The sequence below is a fragment of the Streptomyces natalensis ATCC 27448 genome (assembly GCF_000935125.1).
Classification (GTDB): Bacteria; Actinomycetota; Actinomycetes; order Streptomycetales; family Streptomycetaceae; genus Streptomyces; species Streptomyces natalensis.
Genome location: NZ_JRKI01000029.1, coordinates 695053 through 721249 on the forward strand (window position 1 = coordinate 695053; position 26197 = coordinate 721249).

Here is a 26197-nt window from a genome sequence, read left to right on the forward strand (position 1 = left end):
CTCCCGAGAGGCCGGGTCGACCATGACCACCGTGACCCCCACCGCCGTGATCCGCGGTATCGGCAGCTGTCTGCCGCCCCAGGTGCTGTCCAACGAGGACGTCAAACGCCGCGGGGTGCTGGACACCACCGACGAATGGATCCGCACCCGCACCGGCATCGCCCGGCGCCGGGCGGCCGAGGAGCACACCAGCACCGGAGATCTGGCGGTGGCCGCGGGCCGCGCCGCCCAGGAGTCCGCACACGCCCGCGCGGATCTGCTCCTGCTCGCGACGACGACCCCGGACCGCCGCTGTCCGGCGACCGCACCCGAGGTCGCGTACCGGCTGGGGCTGGGGGCGGTGCCCGCCTTCGATCTGTCGGCGGTGTGCTCGGGCTTCGTCTACGCCGTCACCGTGGCCACCGCCCTGGTCCGTACCGGGGTCTGCACCCGGCCCCTGGTGATCGGCGCCGAAACGTACTCGCGCATCATCGATCCGCTCGACCGGGACACCGCGGTGATCTTCGGTGACGGCGCGGGGGCGGTGCTGCTGGAGGCCGGGGACCGCGCCGAGCCCGGGGCGATCGCCGCCGTCGACTGGGGGTCCGACGGTTCGGGCAGCGATCTGATCGCCATCGCCGCCGGCGGCTCGCGCCGGCCCGACACCTCGCCCCGACTGTGCCGCGAGGACCGGTACTTCCGGATGAGCGGCCGCGCGGTGTACGGACACGCCGTGCGCCGGATGACCGATTCCTCGCTCGCCGTGCTGGCCAGGGCCGGCTGGCGGCCCGGCACGGTCGGGGCGTTCATCGGCCACCAGGCCAACAAGCGCATCCTCGACTCGGTCGCCGACCGAGTGGGCATCGCCCCCCGCTTCCGCCACGGCAACATCCGCGACGTCGGCAACACCGCCGCCGCCTCCATCCCGCTGGCGCTGGCCGACACGGCGGCGCGCCACCGCGTCCAGCCCGGCACCCGCACGCTGCTCACCGCGTTCGGCGGCGGCCTCACCTGGGGGTCGGTCGCGCTGAGCTGGCCGGCCGCCCGCCCCCGCTCGTCCGAACCCGAACCGCGTGACGCCCGTTCCACCACCCACCCGACACCTGAGGGAAAAGCACCATGGAATCTGTCTACGACCACCTCGTGACCGTGCTCCAGGACAAGTTCGAGGCCGATGCCGACGAGATCCGTCCCGAGGCGACCCTCGCCTCCCTGGAACTGGACTCCCTGGCCGTCGTCGAGCTCTACGTCACGCTTCAGGAACACTGGGGCGTCGCGCTCGAAGAGGACGACGCGGCCGCGGAGATGGCGCTGCACAAGCTGGCGCAGACCGTTGCGGCGCAGCTGTCCGCGGCGGGCGCGGCGACCGACTCGGGAGCCCCGCAGTGATCCGACGCGGCCGCGATCCGGGCATCGCCGTCACCGGCATCGGGCTGGTCACCCCGGCCGGTGTCGGTACGGCACGGACCTGGGCGGGCGTCTGCGCCGGCCGGGGCACCGCGGCCGAGGACCCGGCGCTGGCCGGGCTTCCGGTCTCCTTCTCCTGCCGGGTGCCCGGCTTCGATCCCCGCACGCAGGTGCCGGGTCGGCGGCCGTGGTGCCATGACCGGTTCACCCAGTTCGCGCTGGCCGCCGCCCGTGAGGCCGTCGCCGACGCCGGGCTGGACCCGGCGTCGTGGGACGGCGCCCGGGTCGCGGTCGTCCTGGGCTCGGCGGCCGGCGGGGTGGACACCTACGAGAGCCAGCTCCGCAAGCTGCTGGCCGCCGGGTCCCGGGCGGTCTCGCCGCTGACCCTGCCCGCCTTCCTGCCCAACATGGCCGCCGGGCAGCTGGCCATCGCCCTGCGGGCCCAGGGCCCGGCGCTGCACACCGCCGCGGCCTGTGCGTCGGGCGCGTCCGCGGTGGCCACGGCGGCCCTGCTGCTGCGCGCCGACGACTGTGACCTCGCCGTCGCCGGCGGCACCGACGCCATGGTCACCCCGCTGTGCGCCGCCGCGTTCGCGAGGATGGGCGCGCTCTCCCGGCACCCCGGTCCCCCCGCGGCCGCCTCGCGGCCCTTCGATGCGGCCCGGGACGGCTTCGTGCTGGCCGAGGGGGCGGGCGTACTGGTCCTGGAGCGGGGCGCCGACGCGGCCGCCCGGCGCGCACCGGTCCACGCCCGCCTCGCCGGATACGGCAGCTCCGCCGACGCCCACCACCCCGTGGCCCCCGACCCCGACGGCCAGGGCCTGCGGCGGGCCACGGAGCAGGCCCTGCGGGTGGCCGGCGCCGGCCCGGCGGAGGTGGACCATGTCAACGCCCACGGGACCGGCACCGCACTCAACGACCGGGCCGAGGCCGCTGCGCTGGCGCGGATGTTCGGTGCCGCTCCTCCGTCGGTGACCGCCGCCAAGGGCGTCCTGGGCCACACCATGGGAGCGGCCGGCGCCATCGAGGCCGCCCTGACCGCGCTGACCGTCGAGCACCGCCTCGTCCCGCCCACCGCCAACTTCCGCAGCGCCGAACCGGACACCGGCCCGGTGGACCTGGTGACCGGCCGGCCCCGTCCGCAGACCGTCCGCCTCGCCCTGAGCAACTCCCTCGGCTTCGGCGGCCACAACACCGTGCTGGCTTTCCGGCCGGGCGGCTAGGACCGCTGTTCGGAGGGCCGGGATCGACCAAGATCACAAACATCGCCCCCGCGTCCAGCGTCACATGACGGGATTCATCGGGGCATGCCAGGAATGCGCGAGCCATCGACAAGGAATCTTCACGAAAGCGCCACCGGCTCCCCGTTCCGTGATCGGCGGGCCTCGTTACCGTTACTGCTCGCTCGCCCCCCGCGTACGAATGTGATCAAGGTATCCGGCGTCCCTGGCGGCGCAGTCAGCACAGAAAGCTCGCAGATGGACTACTGCTCGTCGTGTCGCCGGAATCTCAACGGGGCGCTCGTGTGCCCGGGATGCGGCGATTACGCTCCGGACATAGCCCCGACCGGCCGCCGCCGACCCGACGCGGAGGCCGTCGGCGACAACTGGGACGCCTGGCCGGCGGAGTCCGCGCCCGACTGGACGCCGCCCGAGGCGACGGCGGCGGTACCGGCGTGGTCGGAGGCATCGGAGGTACCGGACGCCGCGGTGTCCGACAGCCCCGAGGCCCCCGCCGCCACCGGCCAGGGCCGGGCGGCACGCCGCCGTCAGCTGGCCCGGTGGAAGAAGTACCGGCGCCGGGCCGCGGCCGCTACGGCCTTCGCCCTGTTCGGCGGCGGCCTGACGACCATGCTGATGCAGCACCGCCCCACCCCCGGCCATGACCAGGCGGCCGCGGCGCCGGAGCCGGAGCGGACGTCCGCGCCCGGGATGTCGGCCGCCGCGCCCGAGGAGCAGCCCGACGACCGGACCTCCCGGCATCCCGGAGCCCGCCCGCCCCTGACGGCCGACCGCCCGCAGCACCACGCCGCCACGCCGACCGCCGCCACGCCGCTCCGGCGGGACGCCACCGCCGCGGCCCACCCCGTCGCGTCCCCGAGCGCGCCGTCGCACACCGCAGCGGCCCCCGCGACGCACACCGGCCACTCCGCCGTCTCGTCATCGCACACGACGGCCCCCGCGTCCTCCGACGGCTCGGGCGATTCCGGCGGCTCCGCTGCGGGCAACGCCCCGGCACAGGCCCCGGCGACGACCTCGCCGAGCACCTCGACCTCCCCGACGTCACCGACCTCCCCGTCGGCCGATCCGACCTCGCCCACACATCTGTGCGTGCTGGGACTTGTCTGCGTGAACTGAGGCTCTGCATGGACTGAGGCCCTGCGTGAACTGAGGCTCCGCGGGGACTGAGGCTCCGCGGGGACTGAGGCTCTGCGTGCTGAGGCCCGGCCGGGCGATCGCCCGGCCGGCCGCACGGATTGTTGTGCCGGGCGCGATCGGGGTACCTCGCCAGGGATCCGCGGGACCGTGAACGCGGCAGTGACACGGCCGTATCGCGGCAGCCCGGAAGCGAAGGAGCCACCACGGTGAGGTGCCGGGGGCCGCAGTGCCGACGATGACGAGCGAACAGGCCCGCGAGCGCTTCGTCCGGGCCCGGATCGCCCGCCTCGCCACCACCGGCGCCGACGGCCGACCGCATCTGGTCCCCGCGGTGTTCGCCCTCACCGCGGACACCGTCGCCTTCGCCGTCGACCACAAGCCGAAGCGGTCGGCCCGGCTGAAGCGGCTGGCCAATATCCGCGTCCACCCCGAGGTCTGCCTGCTCGTCGACGGCTACGACGAGGACTGGGACCGCCTGTGGTGGGCCCGCGCGGACGGCATCGCCACCATCCTGCCCCCGGCCTCCGGCTCGGCGGCTTCCGCGCGCTACGTCCGCCTGCTCACGGACAAGTACCGCCACCAGTACGCCGACCGCCCACCGGAAGGCCCCGTGGTGGAGATCGCGGTGACCCGGTGGTCGGGCTGGCGGGCCGCCTGAAGTCGGGCCGTCAGACCGCGGTCACTCGCATCGCGCGGTCACTCGAACCGCTCGGTGTCGCCCGCCCCCCGGCGGACGATCTCGACCGCACCGCCGGAGAAATCGATGACCGTCGTCGGCTCGGTGCCGCAGTCCCCCGAGTCGACCACGGCGTCGACGACATGGTCGAGCCGCTCCTTGATCTCCCAGCCCTGGGTCATCGGCTCGTCCTCGTCGGGGAGGAGCAGGGTGCTGGAGAGCAGCGGCTCACCGAGCTCGGCGAGCAGGGCCTGCGCGACGACATGGTCGGGGATGCGCACACCGACGGTCTTCTTCTTGGGGTGCAGCAGCTGGCGCGGTACGTCCTTCGTCGCGGGGAGGATGAAGGTGTAGCGGCCGGGGGTCGCCGCCTTGATGGCGCGGAACACATCGTTGTCGATGTGCACGAACTGCCCGAGCTGCGCGAAGTTCTGGCATACGAGGGTGAAGTGGTGACGGTCGTCGAGCTTGCGGATCGTCCGGATCCGGTCGATGCCGTCGCGACTGCCCAGCTGGCACCCCAGGGCGAAACAGGAGTCCGTCGGATACGCGACGAGCGCGCCGGACCGGATGCTGTCGGCCACGGTCGCGATGGTGCGCCGCTGCGGGTTCTCCGGGTGTACGTCGAAATACTTCGCCATCCGCCGAGTCTAGGTGATCGGGGCCGTGGCGCCCGGCGACGTCCCCGTCCGGTCATGGGAGGCCGGACGGGGACGACGACGGGGACTGGCGATGGGTCAGCTCTTGCAGGTGTCGAGCATCGAGCCGAGGGCCTTCTTCTCGGGGTCGGTGGTGGTGAGCTTCCAGACGGACTTCACATGGGTGTAGTCCTCGGCGTAGGTGCACCAGAAGCTCTTGTTGGTGGGCTTCCAGTCGGCCGGGCCGCTGTCGCTCTTGGAGCTGTTGGAGGACTCGGAGGCGATCAGGAGCTGGGGGTCCTTGAGGTCGTTGCCGAAGTTCTTGCGCTGGTCGGCGGTCCACTTGCTGGCACCGGACCGCCACGCCTCGGCGAGCGGCACCATGTGGTCGATGGTGGCCTGGGCGACGTCGGTGACGGTGGTGTCGTCGTAGGCGGAGTACCACTTTCCGCTGGTCGGCTGGCAGGACTTGGAGCCGTCGGTGATGTCCTTGCCGTCGCGGGCCAGGACGTCCTGACGGGTGGTGCAGCCGTCGGGCTGCTTGGCCCAGATGTCGAACTTGTCGCGGGCGTAACCGTCCATCGAGCCCGGCGTGGCGACGGTCAGGCCGGCGAGTTCGGCGCGGGCCGTCGACTCCGAGGGCGGGGCGGGCGGGTCGGCGAGGGCGGGGGCGGGGATGGCGGCCGTCACACCGACGGCGGCGAGTGCGAGGGCGGTCACGGACAGACCGAGGACAGCACGGCGCATGGAGGTCTCCAAAGAGTGTGGGGGGAAGAGACACTTCAGGAAACCGCAGTGTCCATGTCATTCGCTACGCGCGTTGACCGAACTTCACAACTTCATTTCCTGTCCATTACCTGCCCGTTGGACGACGCACCCGCCGGCAGGACGTGCTCCCCCGTCTTGTCCGTGGTCAGGCACAGGGAGCAGACCATCGCGTCATGGGCGTGACAGGCCGCCAGATCCGGCCGCTCGAAGGGCTGGTGGCAGACATGGCAGGCGTAGGTGGCGGCGCTGGGGTTGCCGTCCGGGTCGAGGAGCGGTTCGGCCAGGCCGTCGTCGGCGCGGCGCAGGTAGTAGCGGCCCTTGGTCGCCACCGCCATGAGCGGGGTGAGGACGAAGGCGATCACGGCCGCGGCGACCGGCGAGTAGGGCTGGAGCGCGTCGCCGAACGCGTGGAAGTACAGGGCGATGGAGAGGCCGGAGGCGGCGATGAACGACACCACGCCCACGGGGTTGACGGCATGGAGCATCCCGCGGCGGAACTCGGGTGCCTGCGGGGAGAGTCGGAGCAGGTACTTGTTGACGACGATGTCGGTGGCGACGGTGACGACCCAGGCGATGGCGCAGTTGGAGTAGAACCCGAGGAGGGAGTTGAGGACGCGGAACATGTCCGTCTCCATCAGCGCCAGCGCAAAGGCCAGGTTGAGCAGGACGAAGGCCATCCGGCCGGGGTAGCGCTTGGTGAGGCGGGTGACGGAGTTGGTCCACGCCAGCGAGCCCGAATAGGCGTTGGTCACATTGATCTTGATCTGGCTGATCACGACCAGGACCACGGCCAGCGGGATGACCAGCCAGGACGGCAGCACCGCCGCGAACGCGCCCCGGAACTGCTGGATGGGCTCGGTGGCGGCGGCCGGGCCGACCTCGGCGAGGATGTACACCGCCAGAAACACCCCGATGGCCTGCTTCAGTGCGCCGAGCACCACCCATCCGGGACCGGCCATGACCACGGCGGTCCACCAACTGCGGCGGTTTTCGGGGGTCTTGGGCGGCATGAAGCGCAGATAGTCGATCTGCTCGCCGATCTGCGCGATCAGCGACAGACATACGCCCGCACCCAGCAGCACCGAGGCGGTGTTGAGGCCGCCGTTGCCGTCGCTCCCGGCGTAGGACAGGAAACGGGTGACCGTACCGGGGTCGGTGGAGACCAGATACACCAGTGGGCCCACCATCAGCAGCAGCCAGATCGGCGTGGTCCACACCTGGAGCTTGCTGAGGGCCTTCATCCCGTAGATCACCAGGGGGATCACCATCAGGGTGGCGACCAGATACCCCAGCCACAGCGGCAGCCCGGGCCACAGGCTCAGGCCCTGCGCCATGATCGAGCCCTCCAGCGCGAAGAAGATGAAGGTGAAGCTGGCGAAGATGACGCTGGTCAGGACCGAACCGTAGTAACCGAAGCCGGAGCCGCGGGTGATCAGGTCCAGATCGATGTTGTAGCGGGCGCCGTAGTAGGCGAGGGGGAAGCCGGTCAGGAAGATGACCGCCGCCGCGACGGCGATCGCGGCGAGGGCGTTCCCGGTGCCGTGGGTGAGGCCGATGCCGGCCCCGATGGAGAAGTCGGCCATGTAGGCGATGCCGCCGAGTGCGGTGGTCGCCACCACCATCGGGGTCCAGCGCCGGTAACTGCGGGGCGCGAAGCGGAGGGTGTAGTCCTCCAGGGTCTCGTTGGCGGCGGCCCGCCCAGTGCCGGACGGTTCCTCGGGCGCCGGTCCGGGCCGGATGTCCTCAGCCGCCGCCGGTACGTCCGTTGCCGTCGGCCGTACGTCCGCTGCCGGTCGTGGGTGCGCACTCATGCCACGCCTCCTGGGGTGCTCGGGAACGCTGTGTGTCCCCGCATGGCGCCATCGGCAGGAGGGGAGGGACGGAAACGCTAGACACGGCGTATTTCGCGGCCCCGATCATGCGATGTCAGGGAGATTTCCGGGAGCTCACCGCCCCGGCCGAGGGCGCGCGTCAACCGTCGTGGCGCGTCCCGGGGCCGGGCTCCCGCACCTCGATCGCGATCATGGCCACGTCGTCGTTGAGGTTTCCCCCGGCAAACCGCAGCAGGTCTTCGTGGAGATGCCGGACGAGGGAGGCCGGGCCGGTCGCGTTCCATGAGGCAACGCGGTCGAGCAGCGGGTAGAAGGCGCCGTGGCGGTCGCGTGCCTCGATCACGCCGTCGGTGTACAGGAGCAGGAGATCACCGGGCTCGAAGCCGAACGTCGCGACCTCGTAGTCACTCTCCGCCGGAGCGCTCAGGCCCAGCGGAACCGCGGGATCGGGGACTTCGAGTGCGCGCACCTTGTCGTTCCGCAGCAGCAGGGGCGGCGGGTGACCGCAGTTCACCATGGTGAGGAAGGGGCTGTTGTGGTGGACGTCCATCACCAGCGCGGTGACGAACGACTCCTCGGAGTCGGGGATGCCGTCCCCGAGGTGGGTGATGTTCCAGTACACGGAGTTCCCCAGGTGCGCCACGACGGCGGGCAGGGACATATGGCGGTACGCGGACCCCTGGAAGGCCCCGATCAGCACCGCGGCCTCTCCGATCGCGGACAGCCCTTTGCCGCGGACGTCGCCGACGACGAAACGGGTGGCGTCGGGCAGGGGCACCGCCGCATACAGATCGCCGCCGATCTGGGCCTCGGCCTCGGCGGCGAGGTAGGAGAAGGCGATCCGCAGCGGGCCGATCCGCTCGGGAAGCGGCCGCAGCAGGACCTGCTGTGCCGCGACGGCCACCGACTGCACCTGGGTGAACCGCCGCTGGTGCCGGTCGCGGACATAGCGGAAGACCGTCACCAGCACGGAAATCACCACGAGGGCGGCGATCTGCGCCAGGTGGTTCGGGGTCGTCAGACCGCCGTGCAGCTGGCCGATGACGACCAGGGCCGCCACCGCCAGGGCTCCGATGGCCCCGGTGAGGGCCGGGCCGGCGAACGACGCGGTGATCGCGGGGGCCGCGACCAGGAACGGGCCCAGGTGGATGGTGGTCGGGGTATTGATGTCGATCACCGTGACCGCCACGATGATCGCCAACGGCACCGCCACCCACCCATGGCTCGGCCGCCGGGCCCTGCCGAGGCGGACGAGCCCACGCCGCACATTCATACCTCCTGCCTACACCCCCGACGCCCGCCGCGCCGCGCCGGCCCGGCCGCGCACGGCAAGAGGTTGAACGCGCAACGATCGAGGGGCCGCGCCCCGCCCGAAGTCCGCTCCGCGTCCCCAGGGCCGCCCGCCGCAGCCGCCCCGGACCACGGGCGGCATACTTCCCGTCGGCGCGACGCGATCATTCCGCACATGAGGAGCAGTCATGGCCGACCAGCCCACCACCGGGAAGACGACCTTCCGGACCGTCTTCGACGTGGGCCCCGACGCCCTGGAGCAGGCGCAGGGCATAGCCGACACGTTCCAGCACGCGATTGCACCGGCGACCGTGAACTTCGACTTCGGCGAGATCAGCCGGGTGGCGGGCGGCATCCCGGACAGCTCGACGGTCAAGATCGTCCGTGGCTGGGGGCTCCAGGAGACCGCACCCGTCGGCGTCATGGTGCTCTCCCTGCGCGAGGCCGTACGCCAGGCGCTGACGCACCCGTTCACCAACCCCGCCTTCTGGGAGAAGGCGGAGTCCGCGCTCACCGACGCCTTCCTCGGCCTCGGCACACAGGACGGCACCCACCTCTCGTTCTACGGAGACGACCCCGACAGCACGAGCTACTACTACAACCTCCTGTTCGCGCTCCAGGACGAGGAGACCGAGGGCTTCGTCCACGCCCTCGCCTTCTGCATCGATGTCACCGTCGCCCTCCCCGCGGCACAGGCCCACGCGCTGACCCTCGACGATGTCGCCCCGTACGCCATCCGGCTGAACGCGCTCGCCGTACGGCAGGGACGGACGGGGCCGGTGGCGGCCTGATCACCGGCGGCGGGCCGGGGCGTGACGCGGCGTCCGCACGCCCCGGCCTGTCGCCGCCGCCGTCGAAGCGCCGCTACCCACCGTCCGCGGGGGCGAGGGCGAGGATGGCCACATCGTCGTGGAAGGCGCGGGTGTGGTGCGGAAGGTCCGTGTTGAGGAAGTCGATGACGTCGTCCGGGCCGGGGACGGGACCGTCGGCGAAGCGGGCGCGGAGCCGGTCGAGGAGCGGGTAGAAGGCGCCGGTGTGGTCCCGGGCCTCGATCAGACCGTCGGTGCAGAGCAGGAGGACGTCACCGGGGGCAAGGGGGTGGCGGTAGGCGGCGGGGCGATCGCCGCACAGGCGGCTCAGGCCGAGGGGCAGGGCGGGCGGTCCGACGAGGGCCCGCACCTCGCCCCGGGAGATCAGCACGGGTTCGATGTGCCCGTGGTTGACGATCGTCACCTGCTGGGCCTCGGCGTCGTATTCGACCAGGGCAGCGGTGACGAACAGCTCGTCGTCGCGGATCTCCTCGGCCTCGCGGACCACGCTGCGTTCCATCCGCAGCGCCACGGACCGCAGGTCCCCCTGGTCGTGGGCGGCCTCACGGAAGGCGCCCAGGATCCCGGCGACGGTGCGCACGGCCTTGAGCCCCTTGCCGCGGACGTCGCCGATGATGGCGCGCTCACCGGACTCGGTGGCCCGGATGTCGTAGAGATCGCCGCCCACCATGGTGCCGACCTCGCCGGACCGGTAGAGACCGGCCGCAAGCACCCGCCCCACCTGGTGCGGCACCGGTCGCAGGAGCGTGCGCATCAGGGCCTCGGCCACCGAGTGGGCGCGCACCAGATGCCGTTCCTGGCGCTGGCGGTGGGCGGCCAGCGCCACGCCGAGGATGCCGACCAGGGTGGTGGCGATGTACGCGGCGATGTGGTGGCCCTCCCACAGCTGGTGGATGTTGCGGCCGGTGCAGCAGGGGGTGCCGGCGATGACGCCCTCCAGGACGACGGCGCCGACCGTGATGGCGGCGACGCTCACCGGGCCGAGGGTGTAGGCGGCGGTCACCGGCAGGGCGACGAGCATGAAGCTGACCGGCCACGGGGTGGGCGTCACCGGTTCGAGCAGCAGGACCGCCGCGACGAACGCGGCCGGCAGCCAGCGCATCCATGCGGGCGGCCGGATCGCCTCGAAGCCGTTGGGGTCCAGCCGCACCACGCGCCCGTTGGCGGGCCGGCCGTGGTCGGGGCGTCTCATGGCGTCCCCGGGGCGGTCGGCGGCTCCCCGAGCGTCGCAGGACCGGGACGCGCCAAAGCCTTCACCACCGTATTCCGCGACACCTTGTTCCACCGGGCCGGCGTCCGCCCCGCGTCCGGAGGGTGCGACCGGCGGCTTGGGGCACGGCCGTGCTCAAGGCCCACAGCCTGACCGAGCCGCAGCGCCCCGCCCGGTGATTACGCCGTCGGCGGCATGTCCTGCGGGGGCCGACGCTGTCGGGACTCAAGAGGGCTGAGGGTCTCTGCCCGGCGCGCGGGTCACCGAACGGCCCGTGGCCGCAACGGCGCGGGCGAAGTGGGCGGCGTCGTGGACGGCCGCTCCGCCCGGGTCGTTGTTGAAGTACGTGTAGACGTCCGCCCGGTCCGGCCAGGTGTCGGCGATCCGCCGGGCCCAAGTGGCCAGCGCCTGGCGTCCGTAGTGCGGCCAGGGTTCGGCGCGGCCCTCGTGGAACCGCAGATAGCCCCAGTCGGTGGTCCGCCACAGCGGCGTCACGGGCCGGGATCCGCGGTCCGCCCAGCACAGCGCGGCGCCGCGGCGCTCCAGCACCGTACGGATCCCGGCGGTCCACCACGAGTCGTGCCGGGGCTCGACGGCCACCCGCGTCCCCGCGGGAAAGCACCCGAGGCAGTCGTCCAGCAGCCCGGCGTCCGCATGCAGCGTGGGCGGCAGTTGGAGCAGTACGGGACCGAGCCGGGGGCCGAGGCGGGCGGCGCGCCCCATCAGGCGTCCGACCGGCTCTTCCGGGTCGCGCAGCCGCTTGATGTGGGTCAGATAGCGGCTGGCCTTGACGGCCATCACAAAGCCGTCCGGGGTCCGGTCCCGCCAGTCGGCGAAGGTCTTCTCCTCGGGCAGCCGGTAGAAGGCGGCATTGCTCTCGACGGTGGCGAACTGCCGCGCGTACTCCTCCAGCCAGAGCCGCTGCGGCCGGTCCGGCGGGTAGAGCACGCCGCGCCAGTCCTTGTACTGCCAGCCGGAGGTTCCCAGGACAACGGTCATGTCCGGATCCGTCCCCGGGCCGGGGCGGGGTCTATCAGCGCCTGGTGTGTGCCAGCCACTCCTCCAGGAGATCGGCCGCACGCTCCGGGCCGCGTTCCGCCGCGATCTGTTCCTGGAGGGCCTTGGCCCTCTCCCCCATGGCGCGGTCGGCGAGGGCCTGCCGTACGGCGCCGGTCAGCTGGTCCGCCGTCAGGGTGTGGACCGGCAGCGGCGCCGTGCCGACTCCCAGGGCGTGCAGGCGCTCGCCCCAGAAGGGCTGGTCGGCGTAGAAGGGGGTGACGACCTGTGGCACGCCCGCGCGCAACCCGGCGGCCGTGGTGCCGGCTCCGCCGTGGTGCACCACGGCGGCCATCCGGGGGAACAGCCACTGGTGCGGGGCCTCCGCGAGGACGTGGAACTCGTCGTCGGACGGCATGGCGGCCGGGTCGCCCAGCAGGACGCCCCGGGTGCCCGCACGGCGCAGCGCGGTACGGATCAGCCGCTGTTCCCGGCCGCCGGGCACGATGCTGCTGAAGCCCACGCACACCGGTGGCGGTCCGCCGGCGAGGAAGGCGCCGAGGTCCGGCGGGGGTGTCCAGGCGGCATGGTGGTCGGTGAACCAGTAGCCGGTGACGTGGACGGAGCGCGGCCAGTCGGCCGGTCGCGGTACGACGGCCCGGCTGAAGCCGTAGAGCTTCGGGTGGCCGGCCCGGCGCAGCTGCGCCGTGGGCGACCGCAGCGGGAGGCTGCGCGCGGACCGGCTGGCGAGGAACCGGCGGAAGACGTGCCACAGCAGGGTCTCGACCGCGCTGTGGCTGCGCTTGTTGGCCCAGCCGCCGAGCGAGCGGTGACCGGCGAGGTGGATGGTGGGGAAGGCGCGTGTGGGATAGGTGGGTTGCAGTCCGCCGTAGCAGAAGGGAACGGACGGCGGGACGACCGCCGGCCGGAACGCCATACCCACCGCGGAGCAGACGACGGCGTCCGCGTCCGTGCAGGAGTCCGCCAGGCTGCGGACCACCTGGTCCGCATAGGCAGCGGCCAGCGGTCGCGCCCGTCGGGCGAGCCGCAGCGGATTGCGCCCGGATTCCAGCAAGCGCCGTCCGTCGGGGCCCAGGGCGAGCGCGTTGAAGGCATCCACATCGATGGGGAGGTGTTCCAGCCCGGCCTCTTCGACCAGACCGCGGTAGCGCTGTTCGGTGGCGATCCGCACCCGGTGGCCGCGCTCCCGGAGGACCCGGCCGACCGCTGTATAGGGCTGGGCGTCGCCACGGGTGCCGAGGGCGAGGAAGGTGAGCGTGAAGGTCATGTCAGGGACGGTAGGCAGCCGCGGCGCTCATCGTCCTTGTCCACGCCGGGAGTTGACCCCTATGGGTCGCTCCGGTCGAACCCACGCACCCAACCACCCGCCCTCGCCCCTGATGTCGACGTCGGCGTCACGGCCACGGCGGATGCGAGAGCGGTCTCAGCGCGGCGCGGCGGGGGTGTCGCCGCGCAGGGCGTGCAGATAGAGGGCCAGCGTGTCGAGTGTGAAGTACGAACTGTAGGAGACGTCGGGGAAGTCGCCGCCCGTGTGATAGCCGCCGATCACGCCGATCAGCGCGGTGCCGGTCCAGTCGCTGACCAGGAAGGGACCGCCGGAGGTGCCGCCGATATAGCCCGCGCAGGCGATTTCCAGGAAGTCGCCTGGGGCGCCCGGGTCGGTGCTGGTGTAGCGGCGGGTGGAGGAGGTGCAGTCCAGCGGCTTGGGGTGGGTGGTGTCGCTGTTGCCCGGGTAGCCGATGAGCCGTACCTCGCGGTGGCGGTAGCCCGGGTACGGGACGAGGTCGTAGCCGCCGGTCTCGTCCTCCACCTGCGCCCCGTCCTCACGCGCCGCGAGCCGTACGACGGCATAGTCCCAGCGCGCCCCGGCGCCCGTGCCGAGGTCGTAGTACCGCTGGTCGATGTAGATCCGGTCGACGGGGAAGACCCCATGCGGTTTGAGGCCATCGTGATATTGCGGCACGAACGACAGATGCCGTCTGGGGTCGGGCGAACGGAGGCAGTGCCCGGCGGTGACGACCAGGTCGCGGTGCGGGCTGCGGACGACCGTTCCGCCGCAGAACCGGCCGGTGTTGCTGCCGTCCGTCCAGAAGAACGTCCCGACCTGCGGGATCCCGTCGAAGGGATGGCTCGGCGGGACGGGGTCGGCCGCCGGGCGCGCGGCCCGCGAACTCCCCTTGACGGAGGCGGGTTTGGCGGCCGCCATCCGCCGTGCCGTCCAGTACGCGTCGTCCTCCGACGCGGTCACGTGCCCCCGGATCCCGGCGGCGTGCGCGGGCGGCCCGTTCAGCGCCGTGAGCGGCAGCCCGAGCAACAGGCCGGCGGACAGCAGGGCGGTGACGGCGCGTACGGCAGACGGTCTGCTCATGGACGGAGTCCTTTCGCGGGCACGGCGCACGGAGGGAGGGGCGCGGGTCTACAGGAGGCACGGTCTACGGGAGGCACGGGCACGCGGGAGGCGCGGGGACATCGTCGTACGCCGGGGGGCCGGTGACGAGAGGGCGGGGCCGACAACATTGGGTGAAGGGTGGCGGAAAGCTGGAGGGTGGGTGGGGCGGAGGCCGGGCCGGCGGGCCGTCAGGAACCGGACGGGGCGGGGGCGCGGGAGCCTCGTGCGGGATGCGCGACGGGGCCCCGGAGGGCGGATACGTGGGTACGGAGGCGTGGCCACCCACAGTGGCGTGGAGTGCACTCCGCCGAGGCTCGCGCCGGGCCTGGAGGGCCCGTTGGACGCCGACCCCGCCCCCAGCGGTGGCCGAACCCTACGTCCCGGATCAGACTTGAAGTACACACCCTCATGCCCCAGAGAAAGATCCGTTCGCCGACCGTGACGGCACGGCATGAGGCTCTGGCGGTAACGGCCGGTACGGCTTTGTGTCTTCCTCACCTGGGGCACAACGGCAGGAGCTGACCATGGCCGATATATGGATGCCTCAGGCCATCAAGGTGGACCTCGGTGATCACGCCCCGTGCGACCCCGGCTTTCCGCCGAAGGCGATCGCGCACATCACGGCGGACCGCGATGACGCCACGGCGGCGCACCCGAAGGATCTGGTGCCGTTCGCCAATCTCCAGGGATTCTTCTCCGGCGGCGGGAAGGGAATAGCGCCGCATATTCTGTGGAACCCCTTCACAGGTACGTTCGCCCAGTTCTTCCCCGCGACGTCCCGGAGCAAGGGACTCTTCGAAAAGCAGGGCGGTACGCGAGTCAATCGCGCCGGCAAGGTCGTCCTTCAGATCGAGGCGCTGTTCTTCCCCTTCTGCCGGGTCAACGGCAAGGTTTTCGCCACGCTGGCCGACACCCCGTGCAAAGGATGGTCGGAGCTCAATGGCTTTGTGCGTTCCTGGGGAGTTCCGGACGCCTGGCCCATGGGCCATCCCAATGGTTTCACCTCGAATCGCTCCGAGCACATATGGGAGACCAAGGGCGGCTGGTACGCGCATGCGCACGTACCCGAGAACGACCATGTGGATCCCGGCTCCTGGCCGGAATTCGTGGCCACCGAACCGTTCCCCGGTGCGGCGTTCTTCCACACCGGCCAGAAATCGCCGGTCATCGCCGCCATGCACCAACGACTGGTCACCGAGGGCTGCAACCAGTACCAGGCCAGTGATGTTCTCGACGTATGGGAACCGGATGACGTGAAGTCCTACGCCGCCTGGCAGCAGAAGCTCGGATTCTCGGGCCACGACGCCAACGGCATCCCGGGCGAGTCCAGCTGGGAGCAGCTGCAAGTCCCCCACCTCGTCTGACTCTGACGCACGCATCTCGTCCGACGTCCCCCTTCCGACTCAATCCGTCCGTCGCACGTCGTCCGAGACCCCCCGTCCTCCGACGTGCGACACAACCTGCCGTAGGAGCCAGGATGGTCAACCTTTTCAACGTCCGGTTCGGCAAGCAGAACAGCGACGTGAAGACCCTTCAAGAAGCCCTGATCGCCGCCCATTTCAGCCTCCCAAAGGGCGCCACGGGCACGTTCGACGACCAGACCAGGTCCGCGTATGCCGCCTGGCAGGGGTCGCTCGGATTCCACGGCAAGGATGCCGATGGAAACCCCGGATGCGGTTCCCTGACAAAGCTCGGCCACAAAGCGGGATTCGCGGTGGACTGCCGGAATCCGGGAGCCATCACCGCCGGCTCGGTGCGCTTTACGAAAAACCACGGGATCGCCCAGAACATCGACACGGCCCGCGATTTCGCCAAACAGGCATGCAAGCTGACCGGTGCGCCGTCGACCTGGGTGACCGGGGTCGGAAACGATGCGAATATGCTGACCCTGATCCTCCGGGAGTCCTCCTACAACCCGAACGCGGTGAACAAGACCGACAGCAATGCCACGGGTACCCATCAGTCCGACGGGGCACCGCTCAATTGTTCGCGCGGTTATGCCCAGGTCATCGCCACAACGTTCGCCGATAACCACCAGGCGGGTACGTCTGATCAGATCTACGATCCGGTGGCGAACATTTCGGCGGCGATCAACTACATCTGGAACCGATACGGGGACATCTCACACGTCCAGCAGGCGAATCCGCATCTCAAGCCCCATGGCTACTGAGGAGTTACCGGCCATCAGACCCGGGCCGCCGACCGCAGGTCCTGGTCGAAGGCCCGGATGTCCTCCTCGCTGAGCGAGGTGCGCGTACCGGCGATGGCCTGGAGGTAATCGCCGGTCAGCCGGGTGGAGTCCGGGGGTTCCTGCGGGTCGGCCGACAGGTGGCGCTCGAAGGCGGTCTGCGCGGCGGTACGTGCCGCGTACTCGATGTCCGCGGGGGTGAAGCGGTCGCTGGCCTCGACCAGCGCATTCAGCTCGACGCCCGCCGCCCGGTCCGGCCCGATGTAACGGATCCAAATGGCCCGGCGGGCCTCGGCGTCGGGCGGGCCGACCGGGATCAGATAGTCGAACCGTCCCGGCCGCAGAAAGGCCGGGTCCAGGGAGCGCACCGCATTGGTCGCACAGATCAGCAGCCGACGGTCGCCCCGCCGGAACTGCGGGATGAGTTTGAGCAGTTCATTGGTCACCCGATGGGCCAGGCTGGTCGGGTCCTGCCGTTCGGAGGCGATCTCCTCCGCCTCGTCGAAGAACAGCACGGCCTCCTGAAGATGCTCGACACGGGCGAACAGCCGTCGCAGCCCTGCCGCCACCCCATGCGCCTCGTCGGCGAGCTGGTACGGGAACACCTCGATGAACGGCCAGCGCAGCCGGGAGGCCACCGCCCGTGCGAACGTGGTCTTGCCCGTGCCCGGGGGGGGCCGAAGAGCACCACCGCCCGCGGCGGCACCAGCTGGTAAAGCCCCGCGACCTCGGGGTTCTCGAGCGGCAGCACCAGCCGGCGCTCGATCAGCGTCTTCTCCGCGGTCATCCCCGCGATGCGCTCCCACAGGCCGTCCTCCGGCACCGCCCCGTCGAGCTGGTCGAGCACGGTGGCCTCGGCCGAATCCGCGGTCAGCAGTTTCTCGAAATAGCTCAGGTCCGGCCGGCCGGTGTATCCGGAATTCCGGAAGGCGTCCTCGCCGACCTCACCCTCCGGCAGCAGCGCCCCGATACGCCGTACCCCCACCCGCGCCAGACGCTCCTCCAGGGCGGCCAGCAGGGCCGATCCGATGCCGTGGCGGCGCCACTGACGGGCGATGGCCAGCCGTAGCACCCAGCCCCGCTCCTGGGCGACGGAGGAGACCGCCGCACCGACGACCTCCTTCCCCACCACGGCCACCACAGCGGGCATATCCGCCTGGAGGGCGCTCACCACCTCCGCGAGGCTCACGGCGGGATCCGCGGTGGTGTCCCGCGACTCCTCCCAGATGCGCACCACCTGATCGAGGTCGTCCTCGTCCAGCGTGCGAACCCGCCAGGGAGACATCGGTGTCACCTCCCTCGGCCGCTTCAGGGCGCCGCCGGTCCGCCCCGCGACGAACGGAGCGTGGCCAGGCGGCGCTCGTACTCCTCGTCCTCGATCTCACCGCGTGCATAGCGTTCGGCGAGGATCCGCTCCGGGGTGGGCGGGACGCCGGATGCGGGGCCGAAGTGCCAGCCGGTGCGTTCACCGCCGCCGTCGCGGGGTGCCGGGCGGGCGAAAGCGCGGAAGAGCAGGACGCCGACCAGGATGATCAGCCCCCAGAACAGAACGATGCCGAGCATCATGGCAAACCAGCCCCAGCCCCCGCCGCCATGGCCGTACCAATACATCATCGCGCGTCACTTCCCAGGTCAGGGAGGGTGCGGGCCCAGCGCTCACGAAGGGCCCCAGCTCAATTCTCGCCTCCCGCCGCCGCGGGCGCAGATGTCGGGTCGCGATCACCGGGTCCATGAACCAGCATGAAAACTCCGGGCGCGATACGGGCCCCACCTGTCTTACGTGCCCTGCACGCCCTGCACGCCCTGCACGCCCTGCACGCCTTACGTGCCCTACGTGCCTACGTGCCTTGGAGGCGAGCCAGTGTCTGCCCCTCACGTCCCCTCGCGGGCGCCCGCGGCCGCCGTTCTCCCGGAGCGCGGCCCCGAGCCGGTGAAGATCACGCTGTCGGTCAACGGCGACGAGCACACCTTCGACGCCGAACCACGCGTCAGCCTCCTGGACGCCCTGCGCGAGCGGCTGTCCATGACGGGCGCGAAGAAGGGCTGTGACCAGGGGACGTGCGGCGCCTGCACGGTGTGGGTGGACGGGCGCCGGGTGCTGGCCTGCCTCACGCTGGCCATCGCCTGTGAGGGGCATGAGGTGACGACCATCGAAGGTCTGGCGCAGGGCGACGAGCTGCACGCCGTGCAGAGCGCGTTCATCGAGCAGGACGCCTTCCAGTGCGGCTACTGCACCCCCGGCCAGATCATGTCCGCGGTGGCGCTGCTCAAGGAGGGCCACGACGGCGATGACGCCGAGATCGCCGAGTGGATGAGCGGCAACATCTGCCGCTGCGCCGCCTATCCCCACATCCGGGCCGCCATCCGCACGGTCCGTGACCGGAGCCGGGACCCGTCCCACGGCCAGACCTAAGGAGCCCTGTTGTGCGGCCCATCAGTTACTCCCGTGCGGACGCCGTCGCCGATGCGGTCGCCGCCGTAGCCGCGGACCCCACCAGCGACTTCCTGGCCGGGGGCACCACCGAGGTGGATCTGCTGCGCCAGAACGTACTGCTGCCGCGCCGCCTGGTGGACATCAACGATCTGCCCCTCGCCCAGATCGAGGACCGTCCGGACGGCGGCCTGTACATCGGCGCCCTGGCCCGGATGAGCGAGGTGGCCGAGGCGCCCTCCGTACGCGAGCGGTTCCCGATGGTCGCCGAGGCGCTGGAGCTCGGGGCCTCCGCACAGCTGCGCCACATGGCGAGCATGGGCGGCAACATGATGCAGCGGGTGCGCTGCGGCTACTTCCGCGATGCGGCGTCGCCGTGCAACAAACGGGACCCGGGCAGCGGCTGTGCGGCCCTGGACGGCTTCAACCGCGGCCATGCCGTTCTCGGCGTCGGCGAGCACTGCATCGCCACCCACCCCTCGGACGTCGCGGTCCCGCTGATGGCCCTCGACGCCCGGATCCACACCGAGGGACCGCACGGCCGGCGGGTCTACGCGATCGACGACTTCTTCCTGCTGCCGGGCGCCACCCCGCATCTGGAGCATCCGCTGGAGCACGGCGAGCTGGTGGTCGGGATCGAGGTGCCGGGGACGCCGATGGCCCGCACCTCGCGGTATCTGAAGGTCCGCGACCGCGAATCGTACGAGTTCGCGCTGGCCTCGGTCGCGGCCGCGGTGACCCTCCACGACGGTGTCATCGCCGACGTACGGCTGGCGCTGGGCGGAGTGGCGACCAAGCCGTGGCGGGCCCGGCACGCGGAGGACGTGCTGCGCGGGGCGCCCGCCGGCACCGGGACCTTCCGGCGGGCCGCCGGTGCGGAGTTCGCCTCCGCCCGCACCACGCCGCTCAACGCCTTCAAGGTCGAGCTCGCCCAGCGGACGATGGTCCGCATCCTGGAGACCCTCACCGGTACGGGCACGCCCTCCGGTACGGAGACGGACGCGGCTCCCGATACGGACACGCACACGGACCCCGGCAGGGAGGGTCAGCCATGACCACCGCCCTCGCGATCGGACAGCCCACCGACCGGGTCGACGGCCGCCACAAGGTCACCGGCGGCGCGCACTACTCCGGAGACATGCTCCCGGGCACCACGGCGTATGCCGTCCTGGTGGGTGCCCGCGCGGCGAGCGGCCGGATCACCGGCATCGACACCACCGAGGCGCTCCAGGCCGACGGCGTGCTGGCGATCCTGACCCACGAGAACCTCCCCAAGGCCGCCGCGCAGCCGCCGCTGATCCCGTCCCTCGCCGGTATGCCCGCCCCGGGACAGACCTTCTTCCCCTTCCAGGACGACGTCGTGCACTACGCGGGCCAGCCCGTCGCCCTCGTCGTCGCCGACACCCTGGAACGCGCCCAGCACGCGGGCGCCCTGCTGCGCATCGCGTACGCGGAGACGCCCTCGGTCACCACCCTCGACCAGGCGCGCGAGGAGGCGTACGAGCCCGAGGCGATCTTCGGGGGCTTCGTCCCCGGCCGGAACACCCGCGGCGACATCGAGGCCGGGCTGGCCCGGGCCGACGTCCGCATCGACGCGACGTACACCTTCGCCGCGAACCACCACAACCCCATCGAGCCCTCCGCCACCACCGCGGCCTGGGACGGCGACCAGCTCACCCTCTACGACGCCACCCAGGGCGTGGCGGCCACCCAGCTCACCGTCGCGGCACTGCTGGGCCTGACCCCGTCGAAGGTGCATGTCATCTCCCACTACGTCGGCGGCAGCTTCGGCTGCAAGGCCATGATCTGGGCGCATCCCGCGCTGGCCGCGCTCGCCGCCCGCCACGTCCAACGCCCCGTCAAACTCGCCCTCACCCGGGAGCAGATGTTCACCTCGGTCGGCCACCGGGAGGAGCAGGAGCAGCGCATCACGCTGGGCGCGGACAAGGACGGCCGGCTCACCGCGCTGCGGCACCACAAGCTCTCGCCCACCTCGCCCTTCGACGACTGGGCCGAGCCGTCCCTCGGCGTCGCCTCGCAGATCTACGCCTGCCCGCACTACGAGGGCGTCTACCGGCTGGTCCGCGCCAACACCATGACGCCCACCTTCATGCGGGCCCCCGGTGAGGCATCCGGAATGTACGCGCTGGAAACGGCGATGGACGACCTCGCCCACCAGTTGGGCATCGACCCCATCGACCTGCGGCTGCGCAACTACACCGACATGGACCCCAACACCGGCAACCCCTGGTCCAGCACCGGCCTCAAGGAGTGTTACCGGCGCGGCGCCGAACGCTTCGGCTGGCACCGGCGCAACCCCGAACCGCGCTCCCACCGCGACGGCCGCCGGCTCCTCGGCTACGGCATGGCCACCGCCGGCTATCCCGTCTACGGCCCCAACAACCCGCAGCGCGCCCGCGCCCGCCTGTACGCCGACGGCACCGCCGTCGTCCAGGCCGCGACCCCCGACTTCGGCACCGGCGTCGCCACCGTCATGACCCAGGTGACCGCCGACGCCCTCGGCCTGCCGCTGGACCGGTGCCGGTTCGAGGGCGGCGACACCACGCTGCCCACGATCGCCGCGGCGGTCGGCTCCTCGGGGGCGGGGATGATCAGCGCGGCCGTGCACACCGCCGCGACCAATCTGCGCAACCAGCTGGTGGCCCAGGCCATCGGGGACGCCCAGTCGCCGCTGCACGGGGCGGATCCCGCCACCGTCACCGTACGGGACGGTCGCATGATGCTGCGCGACGCCCCGGAGACCGGCGAGGGCTATGCCGAGCTGCTGCACCGCAACGTCCTGCCCGATGTCGAGGCGACCGGTGCGTGGTCCCCGTCCCCGGAGAGCGCGCACTACGGGATGATGACCTTCGGCGCGCAGTTCGCCGAGGTGGCGGTCGATCCCGACCTCGGCCTCGCCCGGGTCCGCCGGATGGTCGGCGCGTTCGCCCCCGGCCGGGTCCTCAATGCCAAGACGGCCCGCAGCCAGCTGATGGGCGGCATGCTGTGGGGGCTGGGCCAGGCCCTCCTTGAGGCCAACGCCATGGATCCGCACCGCGGCCGCTGGGTCGCCTCCAGCCTGGGCGAGTACCTCGTACCGGTCAACGCCGATGCCCCCGAGGTGGACATCGAGCTCATCGAGGTGGCGGACAAGGTCGTCAACCCGCTCGGCGTCAAGGGCGTCGGCGAGGTCGGCCAGGTGGGCGCCGCGGCGGCCATCGCCAATGCGATCCATCACGCCACCGGGCGCCGAATCCGCAAACTCCCGATCACCATCGAGGATCTGCTCTGAGGCGGGGACCGGCTCCGCGTCCCTCGATCTGCACCAGGTGAGGCCCCGATTTGCCCCGGGCCAGGGGCGGTATGCCACAGTGGGCCGACCCGGTCGGCCGGGCGCGCGGGCGCGCGCCGCTGCCGGGATCCCCCAAAAAAACCAGACGGCCGAGCCGTCGGATCCGTCGGACGGCCTTGTCGGACGTATCCGCCGGGACGCACCGTTGCGGCCGCGCGCCGTGCGGGCCCGAACGGCCGTCGCCCGCCCCCGATCCCCTTCCTTCCTCAGAGAGCGATGCTGGCAACGACACTTGTCCCCCGGACCGCGGACCTGTTCAGCCAGGGCCTGGAGCAGCGGGCCGGCGCCGCCCTGCTGCGCTTCGGCGCCGCGCGGCCGCGCCCGGCCGGCCGGATCAGCTGGTCCGGCGACGGCGCCGCCGCCTGGCTGGACGAGGCGCGCGGCCATGTGTGGAGCGTCGGCGAGGCCGAGGCGGCGGCCGGACTCGTCGTCCGCGCCGCCCATGGCCTGCCCGACCGCGTACGGGAGTTCACCGGACCGCGCGGCACGGATGCCCTGGTCGGCCGGCATCTGCCGGTCACCGATGCCGTGGAGTGGGTCTTCCGCTGGACACTGGAGGAGCCGCCCGTCCATCCGGCGGAGGAGCGGGTGATCGCGTTCGACGCGTCCCACCACGAGGAACTGCTCGCCTTTCTGCGGGTGCACAGCCCGGCCCATTCGACCGGCCCCGGTTCCTCGGACGTGAGCCTGTGGGCCGGTATCCGCGCCGACGACGGTGACGGGGAAGGGAACGGGCGGCTGGTGGCCTGCGGGGCCCTGAGCAGCCTGCGGGACAGTGGTGCGCCGCTGATGGCCTCCGTGGCGACCGATGCCGGGCTGCGCGGCCAGGGGCTCGGCGCGGCGCTGACCTCATGGCTGACCCGGTACGCCGTACGCCGCCACGGCTTCTGCACGCTCTGGCAGCTCGCCGACAACAACCCCGCCGAGCGGCTCTACACCCGCCTCGGCTACCGCAACGAGGACCCCTGCGTGTCCGCACGCCTCGCCCCGACGCGCTGACCGGCGAGCGGCGGCCGTCCCCTGGCCCGTCCCGGCCGGCCCGTCCTCCCGTAGCCCAATCCCTCATTTCGGGACCCCGCCGTCTACGCCCCGGCCACAATCGACATACATCGACCACGGCCGCGTGACAGCCGTCATCCGGACGGATCGACAGGGGAGGACACCGCCTTGCCGAAGGAATTCAAGGACTTCGAGGGATCCGGGTTATCCGGGGTAGACAGCGGATCCGGGGTGGACGGGGGATCCGGGGAGTTCGACTACATCGTTGTGGGCGCCGGGTCGGCCGGCTGCGTGCTGGCCGCTCGGCTGTCCGAGGACGCGTCACGCACCGTGCTGCTGCTGGAGGCGGGGCCGCCGGACACCAAGCCGGAGCTCGCCACGCCCACCGCCTGGCCCGCGTTGCAGGGCACCGAGGTCGACCACGCCTACACCACGGTGCCGCAGCCCGGCGCCGACGGGCGGGCGATCCCGTATCCGCGCGGCCGCACGCTCGGCGGCAGCAGCGCGATCAACGCGATGGTCTTCCTGCGCGGACACCGTCACGACTACGACCGCTGGGCGGCGGCCGGATGCGCCGGGTGGGACTTCGATGCGCTCCTGCCGTACTTCCGCCGGATGGAGACGACGACCGGCCGGGACCCGAAGTTCCGCGGCCACAACGGCCCGATGCGCCCGGCGCCCGCGTCGCCCGAGGAGGCCAACCCGCTCTCCCAGGTCTTCCTCGACGGCGCGGTGGCCGCGGGCCATCCGCTGACGGACGACTTCAACGGCGCCGGCCAGGAGGGCGCCGGTTGGCTCGACCTGAGCATCACCGACGGCCGACGGCAGAGCACCGCCGACGCCTATCTCCACCCCGTCCGCGCCGAGCGGCCGAACCTGACCGTGCTGACCGATGCCGTCGCGCGGCGCCTCCTGTTCGACGGCAACCGGTGTACGGGGGTGGAGTTCCGGCGGGCGGGCGAGACGGTCACCGTACGGGCCGGCGCCGAGGTGATCGTCGCCTCCGGCGCCGTGGATTCACCGCGGCTGCTCCTGCTCTCGGGCATCGGACCCGCCGACGAGCTGCGGCAGGCCGGTATCGCGGTCCGCCACGACCTGCCCGGCGTCGGGCGCAATCTGCACGACCATCCGCTCTGCCCGGTCGTCTACGAGGCGAGCCGGCCGGTTCCCGCGCCCAGGACCAACCTGGGCGAAACCTCGCTCCTCTGGCGCAGCGACGCGTCCCTGCCGGGACCCGACATGCAGCTGATGTTCATTCATCTCCCGTACGTCCCGCCCACGATGCAGGCCCCGCCCAACGGCTTCACCTTCGGCGTGGCCACCGTCCCGCAGAGCCGGGGCGCGGTGCGCCTGGCCGACGCCGACCCGGACACGGCGCCGCTGATCGACCCCGGCTTCCTCGGCGCGGAGCCGGACATCCGGCGGCTGCTCCACGGCATCGAGGTGGCGCGCGAGATCGCGGCGACCGGCCCCTTCGCACGGTGGGGTGCGCGCGAGGTGCTGCCGGGCGCACCCGTCAGCGACGAGGCGGACCTGCGCCGCTATCTGACGGCCGCCACCGGAACGTACTTCCACCCCGTGGGCAGTTGCGCCATGGGGACGGGCCCGGATGCGGTGGTCGCCCCGGACCTGACCGTCCACGGCCTGGAGGGGCTGCGGGTGGCGGATGCGTCGGTCATGCCGACGATCGTCTCCGTCAATACGAACCCGGCGACGATCGTCATCGCGGAGAAGGCCGCCGACCTGATCCGGGGCGCGAGGGCGTAGAGCAACGGGGCGGGGACCCGCCAGGGGCCGGGGTGCCACCGACCGGCGGCGCCCCGGCCTGCCCCTCCCTCAGCCCGCCAACTCCCCCAGCAGGGCCCAGGTCCGGCGCCGGTCGGCATCCCCGGCGATCTCCGTGCCACCGAAGACCACCTCCGTCGCCCCGGCGTCGCGGTACCGCTGCACCTCGGCGGCGACCGTCTTCTCGTCACCGATGACGGCCACATCGACGGCCCGTTCGCCGCCGGAGAGCTCGATGACCCGCGCGTAGGACGGTATCTGCTCGTAGAACGCGAGCTGTTCGGCGGCCTTTTCCCGTACGGCGTCGATGTCGTCCGTCACCACGCCGTTGACCAGCGCCACGATCCGCGGCGCGGGACGGCCGGCCGCCTCCGCCGCCGCGGTGACGGCCGGAACGATGTGCTCCGCCAGCGCGCGGGGACCGGCGAGATACGGCAGGATCCCGTCCGCCAGCTCCCCGCTCGCCCGCAGCGCCTGCGGCCCCATCGCGGCGACGAGCAGTGGTACACCGGCCTCCGCGCCCGGTACACGGGCGGGAATCGGGGTGGTCGCGGTGAGCAGCTCTCCGTGGAAGTCGGCGGCGCCGGTCTCGGTCAGCTGACGCAACGCGGTGAGGAATTCCCGCAGCCGGGCGACCGGCCGCTCGAAGGGGATGCCGAAGCCGGATTCGGTCAACAGCTTGGTGCCGAGCGCGAGTCCCAGGTGATAGCGGCCGTGGGTGGCCGCCTGTGCGGTCTGGGCCTGGCTGGAGACGACGAGCGGATGGCGCCCGAATACGGGGATCGCGGACGTGCCCACCTGGAGGGCAGGCACCTCCCGCCCCACGATCGCCGCCAGCAACGGCGAATCGGCACCGAAGGTCTGCCCGAACCACGCCGACCGCAGCCCCGCCTCGGCGGCCTGCGCGGCGAGCCGCACGGTGGCGTCGATCTGGTTGTCGGCGTCGGCGGCGTTGAGTGCTACTCCCACAGTCATGTCGGCCTGAACGAACGGCAATTGCCACGTATTCCCGCCGCCGCGTACTCCGG

At 71.9% G+C, this 26197-nt stretch carries 24 protein-coding genes and 1 pseudogene; 13 read left to right on the top strand and 12 right to left on the bottom strand.

Translation table 11 applies throughout. The features are described 5' to 3' along the window. Positions 1-22: 22 nt before the first annotated feature. From SNA_RS22545 to SNA_RS22565, 5 genes are all read left to right on the top strand, one after another. On the top strand, positions 23-1126 hold the full coding sequence (locus tag SNA_RS22545) for a beta-ketoacyl-ACP synthase III (protein WP_030071321.1): 1104 nt from the start codon (positions 23-25) through the stop codon (positions 1124-1126). Continuing rightward, positions 1099-1368: an acyl carrier protein gene (locus tag SNA_RS22550; protein WP_030071319.1), complete on the top strand. Its 270-nt coding sequence runs from the start codon at positions 1099-1101 to the stop codon at positions 1366-1368. The genes SNA_RS22545 and SNA_RS22550 overlap by 28 nt, the downstream gene beginning before the upstream one ends. Then, positions 1365-2609, top strand: a complete 1245-nt coding sequence (locus SNA_RS22555) for a beta-ketoacyl-[acyl-carrier-protein] synthase family protein (RefSeq protein WP_104532034.1) — start codon at positions 1365-1367, stop codon at positions 2607-2609. Before SNA_RS22550 ends, SNA_RS22555 begins: the two co-directional genes overlap by 4 nt. Before the next feature lie 255 nt (positions 2610-2864). Beyond that, positions 2865-3743 carry an SCO2400 family protein gene (locus SNA_RS22560; protein ID WP_078970103.1) on the top strand — a complete coding sequence of 293 codons (879 nt, stop codon included), beginning with the start codon at positions 2865-2867 and terminating at the stop codon, positions 3741-3743. 256 nt (positions 3744-3999) lie between these two features. Then, positions 4000-4422 carry a TIGR03668 family PPOX class F420-dependent oxidoreductase gene (locus tag SNA_RS22565; protein WP_420823498.1) on the top strand — a complete coding sequence of 141 codons (423 nt, stop codon included), beginning with the start codon at positions 4000-4002 and terminating at the stop codon, positions 4420-4422. Between the two features lie 38 nt (positions 4423-4460). Here SNA_RS22565 and SNA_RS22570 read toward each other — a convergent pair whose 3' ends face one another. From SNA_RS22570 to SNA_RS22585, 4 genes are all read right to left on the bottom strand, one after another. Then, positions 4461-5081: an L-threonylcarbamoyladenylate synthase gene (locus tag SNA_RS22570; protein ID WP_030071307.1), complete on the bottom strand. Its 621-nt coding sequence runs from the start codon at positions 5079-5081 to the stop codon at positions 4461-4463. A gap of 96 nt (positions 5082-5177) precedes the next feature. After that, positions 5178-5825 carry an HNH endonuclease family protein gene (locus SNA_RS22575; RefSeq protein ID WP_030071306.1) on the bottom strand — a complete coding sequence of 216 codons (648 nt, stop codon included), beginning with the start codon at positions 5823-5825 and terminating at the stop codon, positions 5178-5180. 92 nt (positions 5826-5917) lie between these two features. Next, positions 5918-7657, bottom strand: a complete 1740-nt coding sequence (locus SNA_RS22580) for a purine-cytosine permease family protein (RefSeq protein WP_030071304.1) — start codon at positions 7655-7657, stop codon at positions 5918-5920. Positions 7658-7817: 160 nt separating this feature from the next. Beyond that, entirely contained in the window at positions 7818-8951 is a 1134-nt protein-coding gene (locus tag SNA_RS22585; protein WP_030071302.1) for a PP2C family protein-serine/threonine phosphatase, read from the bottom strand. Between the two features lie 205 nt (positions 8952-9156). Between SNA_RS22585 and SNA_RS22590 the strand changes: the two genes are divergently transcribed. After that, on the top strand, positions 9157-9759 hold the full coding sequence (locus tag SNA_RS22590) for a type-2Aa cytolytic delta-endotoxin (RefSeq protein ID WP_030071300.1): 603 nt from the start codon (positions 9157-9159) through the stop codon (positions 9757-9759). Between the two features lie 73 nt (positions 9760-9832). On the opposite strand, the gene SNA_RS22595 is transcribed toward SNA_RS22590, so the two are convergent. The 4 genes from SNA_RS22595 to SNA_RS22610 form a co-directional block, all read right to left on the bottom strand. Then, positions 9833-10990, bottom strand: a complete 1158-nt coding sequence (locus tag SNA_RS22595; RefSeq protein WP_241779784.1) for a PP2C family protein-serine/threonine phosphatase — start codon at positions 10988-10990, stop codon at positions 9833-9835. 243 nt (positions 10991-11233) lie between these two features. Further along, positions 11234-12007, bottom strand: a complete 774-nt coding sequence (locus tag SNA_RS22600; RefSeq protein ID WP_044366391.1) for a DUF72 domain-containing protein — start codon at positions 12005-12007, stop codon at positions 11234-11236. A 34-nt stretch (positions 12008-12041) separates the two neighbouring features. Further along, on the bottom strand, positions 12042-13292 hold the full coding sequence (locus tag SNA_RS22605; RefSeq protein WP_030071295.1) for a glycosyltransferase: 1251 nt from the start codon (positions 13290-13292) through the stop codon (positions 12042-12044). 156 nt (positions 13293-13448) lie between these two features. Next, entirely contained in the window at positions 13449-14393 is a 945-nt protein-coding gene (locus SNA_RS22610) for a trypsin-like serine peptidase (protein ID WP_030071293.1), read from the bottom strand. Between the two features lie 545 nt (positions 14394-14938). Here SNA_RS22610 and SNA_RS22615 point away from each other — a divergent pair. Beyond that, entirely contained in the window at positions 14939-15778 is an 840-nt protein-coding gene (locus tag SNA_RS22615) for a peptidoglycan-binding protein (RefSeq protein ID WP_044366393.1), read from the top strand. A gap of 113 nt (positions 15779-15891) precedes the next feature. Then, positions 15892-16584 carry a transglycosylase SLT domain-containing protein gene (locus SNA_RS38470; RefSeq protein WP_051877500.1) on the top strand — a complete coding sequence of 231 codons (693 nt, stop codon included), beginning with the start codon at positions 15892-15894 and terminating at the stop codon, positions 16582-16584. 14 nt (positions 16585-16598) lie between these two features. Here SNA_RS38470 and SNA_RS45040 read toward each other — a convergent pair whose 3' ends face one another. From SNA_RS45040 to SNA_RS22635, 3 genes and pseudogenes are all read right to left on the bottom strand, one after another. Then, positions 16599-17408 (bottom strand): ATP-binding protein, encoded by an 810-nt coding sequence (locus tag SNA_RS45040; protein WP_338059814.1) that lies wholly within the window; start codon positions 17406-17408, stop codon positions 16599-16601. 212 nt (positions 17409-17620) lie between these two features. Then, a pseudogene (locus tag SNA_RS45045) lies at positions 17621-17887 on the bottom strand (GNAT family N-acetyltransferase); the annotation flags it as partial. Between the two features lie 23 nt (positions 17888-17910). After that, positions 17911-18216 (bottom strand): SHOCT domain-containing protein, encoded by a 306-nt coding sequence (locus SNA_RS22635; protein ID WP_030071287.1) that lies wholly within the window; start codon positions 18214-18216, stop codon positions 17911-17913. A gap of 247 nt (positions 18217-18463) precedes the next feature. Here SNA_RS22635 and SNA_RS22640 point away from each other — a divergent pair, with 247 nt between their 5' ends. The 5 genes from SNA_RS22640 to SNA_RS22660 all read left to right on the top strand — a co-directional run bounded on the left by SNA_RS22640 (position 18464) and on the right by SNA_RS22660 (position 25151). Beyond that, positions 18464-19015: a (2Fe-2S)-binding protein gene (locus SNA_RS22640; RefSeq protein ID WP_044366395.1), complete on the top strand. Its 552-nt coding sequence runs from the start codon at positions 18464-18466 to the stop codon at positions 19013-19015. Positions 19016-19026: 11 nt separating this feature from the next. Further along, positions 19027-20088, top strand: coding sequence for an FAD binding domain-containing protein (locus SNA_RS22645; protein WP_078970104.1), 1062 nt, complete (start codon positions 19027-19029; stop codon positions 20086-20088). Beyond that, on the top strand, positions 20085-22325 hold the full coding sequence (locus SNA_RS22650) for a xanthine dehydrogenase family protein molybdopterin-binding subunit (RefSeq protein WP_044366397.1): 2241 nt from the start codon (positions 20085-20087) through the stop codon (positions 22323-22325). The genes SNA_RS22645 and SNA_RS22650 overlap by 4 nt, the downstream gene beginning before the upstream one ends. Positions 22326-22601: 276 nt before the next feature. Continuing rightward, complete coding sequence (locus SNA_RS22655) at positions 22602-23384, top strand: GNAT family N-acetyltransferase (RefSeq protein ID WP_030071275.1); 783 nt, start codon at positions 22602-22604, stop codon at positions 23382-23384. A gap of 231 nt (positions 23385-23615) precedes the next feature. Beyond that, positions 23616-25151, top strand: coding sequence for a GMC family oxidoreductase (locus SNA_RS22660; protein WP_044366399.1), 1536 nt, complete (start codon positions 23616-23618; stop codon positions 25149-25151). A 69-nt stretch (positions 25152-25220) separates the two neighbouring features. Here SNA_RS22660 and SNA_RS22665 read toward each other — a convergent pair whose 3' ends face one another. After that, positions 25221-26144 carry an LLM class F420-dependent oxidoreductase gene (locus tag SNA_RS22665; RefSeq protein WP_030071271.1) on the bottom strand — a complete coding sequence of 308 codons (924 nt, stop codon included), beginning with the start codon at positions 26142-26144 and terminating at the stop codon, positions 25221-25223. Between the last annotated feature and the right edge of the window lie 53 nt (positions 26145-26197).

Coding starts and splice junctions, on each gene's coding strand:
- SNA_RS22550 (WP_030071319.1), top strand. CDS start 1,099: ATGGAATCTGTCTACGACCACCTCGTGACCGTGCTCCAGGACAAGTTC.
- SNA_RS22605 (WP_030071295.1), bottom strand. CDS start 13,292: ATGACCTTCACGCTCACCTTCCTCGCCCTCGGCACCCGTGGCGACGCC.
- SNA_RS22595 (WP_241779784.1), bottom strand. CDS start 10,990: ATGAGACGCCCCGACCACGGCCGGCCCGCCAACGGGCGCGTGGTGCGG.
- SNA_RS22545 (WP_030071321.1), top strand. CDS start 23: ATGACCACCGTGACCCCCACCGCCGTGATCCGCGGTATCGGCAGCTGT.
- SNA_RS22585 (WP_030071302.1), bottom strand. CDS start 8,951: ATGAATGTGCGGCGTGGGCTCGTCCGCCTCGGCAGGGCCCGGCGGCCG.
- SNA_RS22570 (WP_030071307.1), bottom strand. CDS start 5,081: ATGGCGAAGTATTTCGACGTACACCCGGAGAACCCGCAGCGGCGCACC.
- SNA_RS38470 (WP_051877500.1), top strand. CDS start 15,892: ATGGTCAACCTTTTCAACGTCCGGTTCGGCAAGCAGAACAGCGACGTG.
- SNA_RS22615 (WP_044366393.1), top strand. CDS start 14,939: ATGGCCGATATATGGATGCCTCAGGCCATCAAGGTGGACCTCGGTGAT.
- SNA_RS22575 (WP_030071306.1), bottom strand. CDS start 5,825: ATGCGCCGTGCTGTCCTCGGTCTGTCCGTGACCGCCCTCGCACTCGCC.
- SNA_RS22560 (WP_078970103.1), top strand. CDS start 2,865: ATGGACTACTGCTCGTCGTGTCGCCGGAATCTCAACGGGGCGCTCGTG.
- SNA_RS22580 (WP_030071304.1), bottom strand. CDS start 7,657: ATGAGTGCGCACCCACGACCGGCAGCGGACGTACGGCCGACGGCAACG.
- SNA_RS22665 (WP_030071271.1), bottom strand. CDS start 26,144: ATGACTGTGGGAGTAGCACTCAACGCCGCCGACGCCGACAACCAGATC.
- SNA_RS22635 (WP_030071287.1), bottom strand. CDS start 18,216: ATGATGTATTGGTACGGCCATGGCGGCGGGGGCTGGGGCTGGTTTGCC.
- SNA_RS22590 (WP_030071300.1), top strand. CDS start 9,157: ATGGCCGACCAGCCCACCACCGGGAAGACGACCTTCCGGACCGTCTTC.
- SNA_RS22600 (WP_044366391.1), bottom strand. CDS start 12,007: ATGACCGTTGTCCTGGGAACCTCCGGCTGGCAGTACAAGGACTGGCGC.
- SNA_RS22655 (WP_030071275.1), top strand. CDS start 22,602: ATGCTGGCAACGACACTTGTCCCCCGGACCGCGGACCTGTTCAGCCAG.
- SNA_RS22610 (WP_030071293.1), bottom strand. CDS start 14,393: ATGAGCAGACCGTCTGCCGTACGCGCCGTCACCGCCCTGCTGTCCGCC.
- SNA_RS22565 (WP_420823498.1), top strand. CDS start 4,000: ATGACGAGCGAACAGGCCCGCGAGCGCTTCGTCCGGGCCCGGATCGCC.
- SNA_RS22650 (WP_044366397.1), top strand. CDS start 20,085: ATGACCACCGCCCTCGCGATCGGACAGCCCACCGACCGGGTCGACGGC.